Origin of the sequence: Blautia obeum ATCC 29174, from assembly GCF_025147765.1 — a bacterium.
Taxonomy (GTDB): domain Bacteria; phylum Bacillota; class Clostridia; order Lachnospirales; family Lachnospiraceae; genus Blautia_A; species Blautia_A obeum.
In genome coordinates, this window is record NZ_CP102265.1 from 2,813,392 (window position 1) to 2,825,898 (window position 12,507).

The 12,507-nt window shown below is 44.7% G+C and carries 15 protein-coding genes; all 15 read right to left on the reverse strand.

Annotated features, from left to right (window positions below; translation table 11 throughout):
- Window positions 1–2: 2 nt before the first annotated feature.
- A complete protein-coding gene (locus tag NQ503_RS13590; RefSeq protein ID WP_005427708.1) occupies window positions 3–1,667 on the reverse strand; it encodes a propanediol/glycerol family dehydratase large subunit in 1,665 nt (554 codons plus the stop codon).
- Window positions 1,668–1,703: 36 nt separating this feature from the next.
- On the reverse strand, window positions 1,704–2,855 hold the full coding sequence (locus NQ503_RS13595) for a 1-propanol dehydrogenase PduQ (RefSeq protein ID WP_005427709.1): 1,152 nt from the start codon (window positions 2,853–2,855) through the stop codon (window positions 1,704–1,706).
- A 16-nt stretch (window positions 2,856–2,871) separates the two neighbouring features.
- Window positions 2,872–3,645 (reverse strand): DeoR/GlpR family DNA-binding transcription regulator, encoded by a 774-nt coding sequence (locus NQ503_RS13600; RefSeq protein ID WP_005427710.1) that lies wholly within the window; start codon window positions 3,643–3,645, stop codon window positions 2,872–2,874.
- A 47-nt stretch (window positions 3,646–3,692) separates the two neighbouring features.
- On the reverse strand, window positions 3,693–4,241 hold the full coding sequence (locus NQ503_RS13605) for a BMC domain-containing protein (RefSeq protein ID WP_005427711.1): 549 nt from the start codon (window positions 4,239–4,241) through the stop codon (window positions 3,693–3,695).
- A 16-nt stretch (window positions 4,242–4,257) separates the two neighbouring features.
- A complete protein-coding gene (locus NQ503_RS13610) occupies window positions 4,258–5,586 on the reverse strand; it encodes a 4Fe-4S dicluster domain-containing protein (protein ID WP_044926183.1) in 1,329 nt (442 codons plus the stop codon).
- A 4-nt stretch (window positions 5,587–5,590) separates the two neighbouring features.
- Entirely contained in the window at window positions 5,591–5,857 is a 267-nt protein-coding gene (locus NQ503_RS13615; RefSeq protein WP_005427718.1) for a EutN/CcmL family microcompartment protein, read from the reverse strand.
- A gap of 79 nt (window positions 5,858–5,936) precedes the next feature.
- Entirely contained in the window at window positions 5,937–6,548 is a 612-nt protein-coding gene (locus NQ503_RS13620; RefSeq protein WP_005427719.1) for a phosphate propanoyltransferase, read from the reverse strand.
- Between the two features lie 69 nt (window positions 6,549–6,617).
- Window positions 6,618–6,896, reverse strand: coding sequence for a BMC domain-containing protein (locus tag NQ503_RS13625; protein ID WP_005427721.1), 279 nt, complete (start codon window positions 6,894–6,896; stop codon window positions 6,618–6,620).
- 33 nt (window positions 6,897–6,929) lie between these two features.
- The gene (locus tag NQ503_RS13630; protein WP_005427722.1) at window positions 6,930–7,247 is read right to left on the reverse strand and encodes a BMC domain-containing protein; all 318 of its coding nucleotides are present in this window, start codon (window positions 7,245–7,247) and stop codon (window positions 6,930–6,932) included.
- A 33-nt stretch (window positions 7,248–7,280) separates the two neighbouring features.
- Complete coding sequence (gene pduA / locus NQ503_RS13635) at window positions 7,281–7,556, reverse strand: propanediol utilization microcompartment protein PduA (protein ID WP_022215767.1); 276 nt, start codon at window positions 7,554–7,556, stop codon at window positions 7,281–7,283.
- 62 nt (window positions 7,557–7,618) lie between these two features.
- Window positions 7,619–7,933: a BMC domain-containing protein gene (locus NQ503_RS13640; protein WP_005427726.1), complete on the reverse strand. Its 315-nt coding sequence runs from the start codon at window positions 7,931–7,933 to the stop codon at window positions 7,619–7,621.
- A gap of 23 nt (window positions 7,934–7,956) precedes the next feature.
- Window positions 7,957–9,198, reverse strand: coding sequence for a zinc-dependent alcohol dehydrogenase (locus NQ503_RS13645; protein ID WP_044926187.1), 1,242 nt, complete (start codon window positions 9,196–9,198; stop codon window positions 7,957–7,959).
- A gap of 18 nt (window positions 9,199–9,216) precedes the next feature.
- A complete protein-coding gene (locus NQ503_RS13650; protein WP_005427729.1) occupies window positions 9,217–10,605 on the reverse strand; it encodes an aldehyde dehydrogenase family protein in 1,389 nt (462 codons plus the stop codon).
- A 43-nt stretch (window positions 10,606–10,648) separates the two neighbouring features.
- On the reverse strand, window positions 10,649–11,518 hold the full coding sequence (locus NQ503_RS13655; RefSeq protein ID WP_005427731.1) for a class II aldolase/adducin family protein: 870 nt from the start codon (window positions 11,516–11,518) through the stop codon (window positions 10,649–10,651).
- Window positions 11,519–11,710: 192 nt separating this feature from the next.
- Complete coding sequence (locus tag NQ503_RS13660) at window positions 11,711–12,502, reverse strand: glycyl-radical enzyme activating protein (protein WP_044926189.1); 792 nt, start codon at window positions 12,500–12,502, stop codon at window positions 11,711–11,713.
- Window positions 12,503–12,507: the final 5 nt, after the last annotated feature.

Here is a 12,507-nt window from a genome sequence, read left to right on the forward strand (position 1 = left end):
CCTTAAATATCATTTGCGTTGATTCTGTGAGGAATCGCTTTGATCTCCTCCCAACGCTTACCTGAAACCCGATAACCGGTTCCCGGTCCCATGTAATCGTTTGGTGTATTTACTCCGGACATTACCTGGAAATTTTTATCCAGAATTGCTGCCGTCTGCATATAATCACCGATTACTCTCTGTTTCAACATGTTGAGAATATTGTCTGCAAGAACAGTATAGCCGCTCTCCGCAAGCGCTTTGACTACATCAATTCCCGTGATACCTCTCTTCATCATGTCATCTGCAGCCATAAGGTCGGATGCCACATCTCGTTTGAGTGTATCTTTGCTTCCATGCGCATAGGTAACTGCTTCAACCTGCTCATCTGTCACTTCTGTAAGGCCCAGATATTTAAAGACTGCCTGAACAGCTTTGCCTGCTTCATGACGAACACGGATGACATCTTCCTCTGTAACAGGACGAAGACCGCCATCCACCTGCATATCTCTCTGCAAAACATTATAATCATCAAAGTCCTCGGCATCAAAATTGGATCCCGCGAACATATTGTCGTAGTTTGGTTCTGCTGCATATCCGGAGAAAATAAAGTCTGTTCCCGGCATAAACTGCAGCATGGTTCTTGCTGTTCTTCTCATATCGGAGTTTGAGAAACTCTGGTCATTGGAAGATGCACACTCGAGTCCGAGAAGCGCTGCAACCAGATTCTCTCCCATAACTTCACGGATACCCGCCGGAACACCGGCAGCAACACCGATACAGCTTACTGAACCATTCTGGATTCCCTGGCTTCCACAGCCCTTTGTAACATAAAGGCAGCGGCATTCCAGATAAAGCATAGATTTCTTTTCACTGCTTCCCATCAGGACTTCAGATCCGGCACCTGAGGTAAAACGTACCTTCAGACCTCTTGACGCATAAGCAGAATTCAGAAATGCTTTAGAATATGGGGTGTCATCACCATCAATAAATACTTTCTCGGTACCATATACAGAAAGTGTTTCTGCATACGTTGTCAGGCCTCGGATACCAAGTTCCAGTTCCGTTGCCTCTTCCGCAGAACACTGCGTCAGGACACCCGGACGACCTGTCTGGGATCCGATCAGAAGTGCCATGGCACTGAACGGAGCGTATCTGGCAACACCCATTGTTGTCTCTTCTTCACTGAAACCTCGAAGGGCTCCCTCTGCTGCATCTGCTGCGATCTGTACCGGATCATCTTTCAGGTTCGTGATATGGGCCTGATTTCCAGGTACTTTTCTGGCACGCATTTTCTGCATACCCATCATCAGCTCAACAACATTCAGATAATTAATTACTTCAACCATTTTGGCCGGTGTAATACCGGAAACGATTTCCAGTATTTCTTTACGTGATACATGAATGTCCACGATCTTTCTGGCAATCTCCAGTGATGGAATTGCCATGAATGCTTCCGCCCGGTCCGCACGGATCGCATAATCAGCAATAAACTGGTCCAAGAAATCAAACTCATCGCGTTTCTTTCCGTCCAGTTCTGTGATGATACCATCTTCTATTTTTACAGAAGGTTTTGGATCGTATGGGCTGTGCATTGACACAAATCCCATTTCCGGCCACTCATCGATGAATCCATCTTTGTTGACCGGTCTATGATCCAAAACCTCTATTCTTTTCGATCTTTTCATAGGTCTACCTTCCTGGAAAAGTCATGTTTTATAAAATTAGAAAGACCAGAGTTTCTTGTAAATCTTCATAATATCCTCTTTGGTCGGGGTTCTTGGATTGCTTGGCGTGCACGCATCCGCAAGCGCTGCATCTGCCATCTTATCAATTGCTCCGAAGTATTCGTCCGGGCTGATTGTTCCAATCTCCTGGATTGTCATAGGGATATTCATTTCTTTCTGCATAAACTGAATCCAGTTTACAAGAGAACGAACGCTCATTACCTGGTTGTAATTGCTCAGTCCCAGGATATGTGCTACAGATGCGTATCTCTCTACTGCAGGAAGATATGTTTTCTGGCTTCTGCTTCTCTTGTTGATATTTGCATTAAACTCAACAATATGAGGTAAAAGCATTGCATTAGCTCTTCCATGAGGAATATGGAACTGTGCACCAAGCTGATGAGCCATACTGTGTGTAATTCCAAGGCCCGCTGTATTGAAGGAAAGACCTGCCAGGCAGGATGCTACATGCATTTTCTGTCTTGCATGCATATCGCTTCCATCAAGATAAGCTCTCAGAAGGAATACGCCGCAAATCTCCATCGCTTTTTCTGCAAGTGCTGCTGAAAACTCATTATGTCCTGTACTTACATAAGATTCCAGCGCATGGGTAAACACGTCCATACCTGTATCTGCTGTAATAGCCGGCGGTACGCTTTTAACTAATTCTGCATCCAGGATTGCTTCATCTGCTGTAAGGTCTGGTGAAACAAGTGGATATTTTACTTTTGCTTCTGTATCGTTTACGACTGCAAAGGATGTAACCTCTGAACCAGTTCCACTGGTAGTTGGAACGGCAATCAGTCCTACTTTACCGTAGTTGTTGATCTTCAGTGCAAACTCACGGATTGCTTTAGAAGAGTCGATAGCGGAACCGCCGCCAACAGCGACAACTGCTTCCGGCTGATAGCTTAAGAACTTTTTAACTCCGTCTGCAATCTTATCTACAGGCGCATCCGGTACTACGTTGCTGAAAATATCATATTCAATGCCGCCTTTTGCCAAAGGCTCTGTGATCAGATCAATCATTTTGCTCTGCACAACAAATGGATCGGTGATAACGAGAACTCTTTTATATGGAATCTCTCTTAAGCGATCTAGAGCGTTGTCTCCAAAATGAATGACTGTTTTCATTCCAAAGGTCTTCATATCTGTTGCTTCCTTTCTATGGCTGCATACCAGGATAACGGCACTCTACGCCTTCTTCGGCAAAATGTGCCAGCCACTTCTCAGATGGCTTCCTGTCTGTTACAACCACATCTATATCCCGCAGTTTTCCTGCAACGGAAAATGCGGTCTGATCAAATTTTGTACTGTCTACTACCAGAATCTTCTCACGGCCGGACGCAATCATTGCTTTTTTGGTCGTGCCAAAAGCTTCCTGCGATTCCATGATCCCCCATTCATGATCCAGTGCCTTGCAGGAGATGATTACTTTGTCCACATAATAGGAACGAATCGCATCTTCTGTCTTTGACCCAAGAAAAGCAAGATATCCCTCTTTCATAACGCCACCGGTGGAAATGATATTCCATCCCGAAACATCAGATAATTCCAGAAGGATCTCCATGGAATTGGTGATCACGGTGAGTCTTTCTTTTTCTTTCAGTGCCTTTGCAATAAATACTGCAGTGGTACTCGCATCAAGAAAAATATGATCACCTTCCTGCACCAGAGAGGCTGCTAGATCAGCCATCTGCTGTTTGCCGCTTACATTCTGGTTTTTTCGAATATTAAAGGGCAAGTCAATGCTTACATCCTCATTTATAACAGCACCACCATAACTTTTGGTGGCCAGTCCCTCTTTTTCAAGCTTGTCGAGGTCACGGCGAATTGTTTCTTCAGAAACCTCATAAAGCTGACTGAGTTCGCTTACAACGACCCGTTTCTCAGCCTGTAATTTCTCAAGAATTAAATTTCGTCTTTCTAATGCCAGCATTTACTTTGCCCCCTTTTGAGAACATTTATTTTATTTCTTTTAATTCATTAAAGAATAGAATCGATCATTCTCTGATCCGGATGAGCAATTACTGAAGAATCCAGATACATTCCCTTGGATGCTACAAGCTGTTTTGCTTTTTCGATGGAAGCTTCTACTGCTGAAACTTCTCCGGTAAGAAGCATGTAGGATTTTCCACACATACCTTTTGCAATACGTAATTCGATAACATCTACGATTGCTGTTTTTGCTGCCTGGTCAGCTGCTTCGATGATAGAAGCTGCATCATATGTTTCAAGGATTCCCAGAGCGCTGATCCCCTCGATCTGTGTTGTTCCATACATAGCCGGGAAGAGAGACTCATGAGGATTACCAAGTACAAAACTGTCGATGCATTTGTCCTCGTAAGTAGTTACTGCAGCGTCAACTGCTGCTTTTACTGCACTTAAATCGCCTGTGATAATTGCAATATATTTTCCCGGACATACGGTCTGTGCCTCGACGATCTCTACTTCAGATGTCTTAACCATGGCATCCGCTGCTGTGATACCTGTGGCAGTGGTTTTAAATTCAATCATTCCGATTGCTTTACTCATTTTCTGCACGTCCTTTCTACTTTGCTGCAATTATGATGTGGCGGTCTGTTACTTCAGTTACTTTACCAGAGATACTTGCATGAATGCTTACGCTTAATCCGTCAGCATGCTGTGCGATCATCTGTCCCTTGGTTACCATGTCGCCTGTTTTCACAATTGCCTGTGCCGGTGCGCCGATATGCTGGCTTAAAAGGATCTTAACCTTGGATACCGGAACTACATTCTCATCCATCGGTGCATCCTTATCGTATTTTGTCAGTCCGAGGCGAGCCATCAGACGTTCTTCCGGAACCTTACGATATTCTCGTGAAGGCTGAACCGGTACCGGCTGTACTCCCTGAGGAGGTCTGATACCTGCTTTTCGAAGTCCGCCCTTCATGTCTGCAAGAAGTGTTCTTGGCGCCAGACTCTGTGGGCAGGCATACATTTCACATACACCGCAGGAACTGCAGAATGCAGAATCGATGTATGGATTTACATCTCTGAAATCTCCGGCAGATGCTGCTCTCATAAAGCGGGCCGGATCGATCGGATGTCCAAGATTATGTCTTGGGCAAAGGTCCGTACAGGTATTACACTGGCAGCAGATAGATGCTGCACGTTTTAAATCTATTGCTGATGTTCTCTGTTTCTTCATAACGATCTGATGATCTCTTGGAAGAACGAGAACAGCGTTTGTTGTTTTGGTCACCGGATCTGCTCCGTTGCCAATGCGTCCCATCATAGGTCCGCCAACAAAATAAACAGGATCTTTGGTAGTAATATTACCAGCCTGTGCTACTACTTCGTCTAAAGTACATCCAAGCGGTACTTTAACTGTAACCGGATGTTCAACTTCTGCTACGACTGATACGTATTTTTCTGTAACAGGTTTCTGGGATTCCAGTGCCTGATATACATTGTAGATCGTCTCTACGTTGAATACGATGACGCCCTGCTCAATCGGCAGTCCGCCTGGTCTGCATACACGTCCGGTTGCTTCATAGATCAGCACAACTTCATCACCCATCGGATATACTTCATCAAGAAGATGAAGTTTCAGACCAGGGAATTCTTCAATGTGCTGCTGCAGTGCTTTAACTGTCTGTACATATGATTTCTTGATTCCGATAATGGCCTGTGAAGCACCAACTGTCTCCATAACCGTATGGAAAGTTTTCATGATCTCATATGCATGTTTTTCAAGCAGCTGTCTGTGAAGTTTCAGCAATGGTTCACACTCGGCACAGTTCAAAAGAATTGTGTCCGCCTTGTCTGTAAGCTTGGCATATGACGGGAATCCGGCACCACCTGCACCTACAACACCATTGTCCTGCATAATTTTCTGTAAATCTTTGATTTCCATGGCGTTACTCCAATCCTGCACCATCATCGACGATTCCGACTATTGCCGCATCGATCGGTGCTGTTTCTTCGCCGCAGCCAATTCTTGCTGCGCTTCCTTGTGCCACCAACACATATTCCCCGATACCTGCACCGATAATATCGATTGCAACGATCTGGGATAAGTCAGCTTTCATATGATGCACCGGCTCCACGATCATGAATTTCTGTCCTATTAACTTGTCGCTCTTCCGCGTGGAAACCACGCTTCCAACTACTTTACCTACTATCATGTGTGTGCCTCCGCATGTTATTCCTATAATCCCTCTATGCCGGTGGCGTAACTGCCACCGGCTGATTCTGAGGAATTATTTACTTTATGATGGTAACTGTATTGCCTGTGGCAATCTTTGCTGCATTCGCTTCATCTGTATCAATATGCATTTCCAGTGTAAAGCTGTCGTCTACACGAATTGCAACATGATTAAAGATTGTTCCGCGCTCATTATCTGCTTTGACAGATACGATATCACCGTTTTTCACTCCGGCTGCCTGTGCATCCTTCGGAGACATATGGATGTGACGCATAGCCACGATACATCCCTCTTTCAGATAAATAGCACCCTTCGGTCCAACGATCGCAATCGGTGCGCTTCCTGCAATATCTCCGGACATACGTACCGGAACGTTCATTCCAAGTTTGATAGCATCTGTCGCAGATACCTCAACCTGTGTTGCACTGCGGACTGGTCCGAGTACACGAACTTTCTCGATCGCACGGAGCTTCAGACCAACGATCGTAACAGTTTCATTTGATGCAAACTGTCCACCCATAAGATCTTTTTTCTTTGTGAGCTGATATCCTGGTCCAAATAATGCTTCTACGTGTTCCTGAGTCAGATGAACGTGTCTTGCAGATACACCGATTGGAACCATGAAGCCGTTGCCTTTGTCTTCAGACTGATTGATGGCATCAATTACCATCTTTGTGATCAGTTCGATGTTTTTTGATTCCAAGATTACACCTGCTTTCTTCCGTTTTCAGGAAATATATTATTTCAGTACCGGAAGGATTTTTTCTACGTCTGTGTGTGGTCTCGGGATTACGTGTGTAGCAACGAGTTCTCCAAGTCTGGATGCTGCTGCGCTTCCGCTTTCTACTGCAGATTTAACAGCTCCTACATCTCCACGAACCATAACTGTTACCAGTCCGGATCCGATTTTTTCTGTTCCAACGAGTGCTACGTTAGCTGCTTTGCACATCTGGTCAGCTGCTTCGATTGCTGCTGTAAGTCCTCTGGTTTCTACCATTCCTAAAGCTTCCTGTGTCATGATTATTTCCTCCTTATGGATAAATGAAAATTATTATTTATTTTCTTTTTTTGTTTCGTCAGTTTTTTTCTTCCAACGGCTTGCACTTAACTCCACGAGCTTGACAATTTCTTCGTGAGGCCGTGCGATTACTGCATAACTCGCCGGTTTCTTTATTGCGCCTGCCACAGCAGCTTCGACTGCTTCGTTTACTGCTGATACATCGCCTTCTACAATAAGAGTTACCAGTCGTCCGCCCAGCTTACGTTCCCATGACGCCAGCTCAACGTCTGCAGTTTTACACATGATATCGAGTGCATTGATCGCAGCTACGACACCTGTGATTTCGATAAAACCATATGCTTTACTCATGAGCGAACTCCTTCAGATAAGATATGTAACTTATCAGATCTTTGGAAGAATTTTTTCTACGTCTGTGTGTGGTCTCGGAATTACATGTGTAGCAACCAGTTCTCCAAGTCTAGATGCTGCTGCGCTTCCGCTTTCTACAGCTGCTTTAACTGCTCCGACATCACCGCGAACCATAACTGTTACCAGTCCGGATCCGATTTTTTCTGTTCCTACCAGTGCTACTTCTGCTGCTTTTGTCATTGCATCAGCTGCTTCGATTGCTGCTGTCAGTCCTCTGGTTTCTACCATTCCTAAAGCTTCCTGTGCCATTGTTTCTTCCTCCTGAATCATTGTTCGTTAATTGATTTCTAATATGCCAGGGATATCAGCTGTCAGCTTTTATCCAGGGCGCTGATTTTCAGCATCTTTACCGTATCCTCGGTAGGATTCGGTATTACGTAGTGCTGCACTACACCAGTTCTCCGGTTTGCTTCTGCCATTCCTGCTTCCACAGCTGCGGTTACGTCTTCGACGCTTCCGCGGAATTTGATGCATACCAGAAGCGGTACTGGCAGGCTGTCAGCGTTTGCAGGTTTGTTCTTATCGAACACCTCCAGGCGGACATTGGCTGCCTTGCATCCTGCATCTGCCGCTACAAAGGCTGTCGCCAGCCCGAATACTTCCAAAATTCCTACAGCTTCTGCCATTTTGCTTCTCCTTTATTTCCGGATTATTTATTAATGATCGCGATCTTAAGACCTGTCATTGCAAGGTTAGTCTTATGAGCTTCATTGATCTGCTCAAGCGGGAATCTGTCTGTGATCAGATCAGACATCGGAAGTCCGATTGCTTTTGCTCTCTTGAGGAAATCAAATGTTGTAGCATAATCTCTCAGTGTGTATACCCAGGAACCAACCAGGTTGATTTCTTTGGAGCAGAGATCGAAGTGCGGGTTGATTGTAGCATCTCCACCATTGATGAAGAAACCAAGTTCGCAAAGACCGCCGCCGTTACGGATGAATTTGTAGATGTTTGCATGTGCGTGCGGGTTACCTGTGCACTGGAATGCAAAGTCTGCAAGATGTCCGCCCTGAGCTTCTTTAACAGCTTCTGTAAGAGCTTCGATTCCTTTGTACTGTGTGAAGTCTACGGATACTTCAGCGCCCATCTTCTTAGCGAATTCAAGACGTTTTGCGTTTCCATCTACTGCACAGATGTTTTCAACACCCATTGTACGAAGGATAGCGATGCAGATAAGACCGATCGGTCCGCATCCCTGAACAACAACTCTTGAGTTGAATTTCAGGATTCCTGTTGTTTTTGCTCTTTCAACTGCATGGATAAGTACTGCACATGGCTCGATCAGGATACGGGAATCCAGATCCAGATCACTTACGTTGAAGAATGTAGATCCGAAGGATCCGCCTCTGATCAGGATGTAATCAGAGAACCATCCGTTAAGATGTACATCATCATCTGGAAGAAGTCCGTATACATCAGCTCCACCAACGTTTTTCTTGTTGAGGTCGAACATTGTGATTTCCGGATCATCTTTGAAGATCATACATGTAACAACTTTATCGCCGACTTTAACTGGTTTTCCAGCTGTATCAACTTTAACGTTTTTACCCATTTTTACGATTTCACCAGTTCCCTCATGTCCAAGAGCAACCGGAATCAGGCCAAATGGATCTCTTTTGAATTCGTGTGCGTCAGTACCGCAGATACCGCATCCTTCTACTTTAACAAGGATATCGTCATCGCCAACTTCCGGCATTGGGAATTCTTTGATTTCATAATGTTCCAGTGCTGTAAGCATTGCAACATGTGCTGTTTTTGGGATTACCGGGTCAGCTGTCGGAGCTACTGGAGCTGCTGCTGCCGGAGCTGCTGCTGCAGCCGGTGCATTTCCGGTCATTCCGGAAAGAACCTGTTTTACAATTTCTTCGATATTTACATTGTTCATATCCATTTTAATATTTCCTCCTGATTAGCGAATGCAAAGGCTGTCTGACATTACGCAGCGTCTTCTCTTTGTAAAGGTGCTTGCACTTGTAAGTCCCTCACCTGTACGGCTTGCGATTGTGAAAGTACAGTAACCTTCTCCACCAAATCCAAGTGCAGAATAGGACGGGCCATTCTTAACAAGGATTGCTGTATCGATTGCTTTCGCATATTTGGTAATGTTGTCAACATTCTTGGAATGGATGTGTGCTGAATGACGGTTGCCATGTTCAAGCCATACAGCCTGTTCTACAGCATCATCAAAATCTTTTGCTCTTACGATTCCAAGGATTGGCATCATAAGCTCTGTTGTGATAAGCGGATGTTCCTTCGGTCCTTCGAAGATGATGCAACGGATATTTGCCGGTGCGTTTACTCCGATCATGGAAAGAAGTGTTCTTGCATCACGACCTACACATTTACGGTTCAGTTTACCGCCTGCCAGAACAACTTCTGTTAATTTGTCCTGTTCTTCTTTGGAAGCCAGGTAGCAGTCGTTTTCTGTCAGCATGTAATGCATCAGTTCATCTACTACAGAAGATACAGCTACAACTTCCTTCTCTGCGATACATGGAAGGTTGTTATCAAATGTACATCCGTTTACGATGTCCTGTGCTGCTTTACGGATATCAGCTGTTTCATCAACAACTGCCGGTGGGTTACCTGCACCAGCTCCGATTCCTCTCTTACCGGAGGAAAGAACTGCTGTAACAACTCCAGGGCCGCCTGTTGCTGCGATCAGCGGAATATCTTTATGTTTCATCATGATATTGCTTGTTTCAAGCGTAGGTTTCTCTACTGTTACTGCAATATTGTCCGGTCCGCCAGCTTCAAGAGAAGCTTCGTTTACCAGATTGATTGCAAAGATAGAGGTCTTGATTGCTGCCGGATGCGGGTTGAATACTACTGTATTTCCGCCAGCCAGCATACCCATTGTATTGCAGAGGATTGTTTCACTCGGGTTGGTACAAGGTGTGATCGCACCGATTACACCAAATGGTCCCATCTCGATCAGAGTAAGTCCTCTGTCTCCTGACCATGCAGTTGTTGTGATGTCTTCTGTACCAGGTGTTTTGTCTGCTACCAGATGATGTTTCAGGATCTTGTCTCCTACGTTACCCATTCCTGTTTCATCAACGCCCATACGAGCCATAACTTCTGCGTTTTCTTTGATTTTTTTACGGATGCAGGTGATGATTTTTTCTCTCTGATCCATGGACATCTTCTTAACGATCAGTTCAGACTTCTTAGCAGCCTCAATTGCATCGTTCATATCTTTGAAGATACCATGTTTTCCTGTCGGAGCATCTGCAATCTGCATTTTTGCCATTACTTCCTGTACAATGTCCTGTACCATGCTCTCACTAATTGGCATGAGATTGTCCTCCTTTAATGTCTACCACTTAATATGGAATGGATTATTTCATTCCAAGCTGTGCCATAACCTGTTTTGTGATGTTTGCAACCAGTTCTGCATCAGCTGCTCCTGTAGCTGCCGGAGCTTCTGCTTTAGTTTCGCTTCCTACGAAATCATACTGATATCCCGGGAACTGTTTGTAATCCTGGCTGTGACAAGCGCCACCGCAGTTATGACAGTTAACACCATCTTTGTTCTGGCAAAGGTTTGCAGGATGTTTTCCTGGCATACCGAATTTACGACGGATTTCATACAGTTTCTTGATATTTTCTTTGTCGAATTCCTTCGGGCCACCGAGCAGTTTGCTCTGATACAGCAGCTGTGCATAGAATTCAACGGATTCCATCTTCATGTATGCAGCGTTCAGGTCTGTGCTCCATGTAAGAGCTCCGTGGTTCTCAAGAAGAACTGCATCGAAGTATGGAAGATATTTTTCAAGGTTGTCCGGAATTTCCATTGTGGAAGGTGTACCGTACTCAGCGATCGGAACACATCCAAGAGCGATAACTGCTTCTGGCATGATCGGCTGTGTAAGCGGGATACCAGCGATAGCAAAAGATGTTGCATAGATCGGATGAGCATGTACTACAGATCCTACGTCCGGTCTCTTCTGATATACTCTCATATGCATTTTGATTTCAGAAGATGGTTTGAATCCCGGGTTAGCCTGAATTACATTACCCTGAGCATCTACTTTACAGATGAACTCTGGAGTCATAAATCCTTTGGATACGCCTGTTGGTGTGCAAAGGAATTCGTTGTCATTCAGCTTTACGGAAATGTTTCCGTCGTTAGCTGCAACCATGTTACGGTTGTAGATACGTCTTCCGATGTCACAGATCTGTTTTTTGATTTCAAATTCGTTTACCATGCTTATTTTCCTCCTAAAGCAATTTGGTTTTTTGCAGCTGCCCGTCAGCTGAAATTCAGTCCCTGGACAACCACTTTGGTTTTATTGTACTTCTAAGGAGATTTTACTCCTTATAAACAAGATTGTCAAGATTTTATCGTTGTTTTGTGTTGTTTTTATCACGATAAAAATGTTGTTTTTGTTGTTTTCTGTTCATCCACCAATCTGAACATGCAGAGAACTTACGGATTCTGCTGCTTTCTTCAACGTCTGCATATGTTCCTGTGTTGGTGGAAGAATTCCTTCCATTAAATAAGGTCTTCCAAGTCCGATGTATTTATCCTGACCAAGTCTGTGATACGGAAGCAGGTGAAGCTGTTCCACACCCGGAAGTGTATCTGCAAAAGATGCAATTCCCTGGATTTCTTCCACTGTATCATTAAAAGTCGGAATGACCGGAACACGGATGATCAGCTTACATTTACCGGAAAGTGCTACTTTACGGGCATTTTCCATCATAAGGTCATTTGCCCGTCCGGTAAATTCTTTGTGTTTTGCCGGATTGGTATGCTTGATATCCATCAGATACAGATCCAGATACGGAAGGATTGTCTCGATCGTCTCAAATGGAGCACAGGCCATACTTTCCAGTGCAGTATTGATTCCCCGTTCCTTTGCTGCCCGAAGCATATCTCTGGCAAATTCCGGCTGGCAGAGGCTCTCACCGCCCGAAAGAGTAAGTCCCCCTCCGGAGCGGCGGTAGTACGGACGATCCTGTTCGACTACTTTGATCATCTCTTCTACTGTAACATCTCGACCGATCACCTTGTCTTTGCCAAGGACTTTCATTGTCTGGATTCCGTATTCCTGTGATTCAGGGTTGCAGCACCATCTGCATCTCAACACACAGCCTTTCAGGAAAACAATCGTACGGATTCCCGGGCCGTCATGGATCGAATATCGCTGAACATCAAAAATGCGGCCTTTTGTCTGTAAATAACTCATAGTTT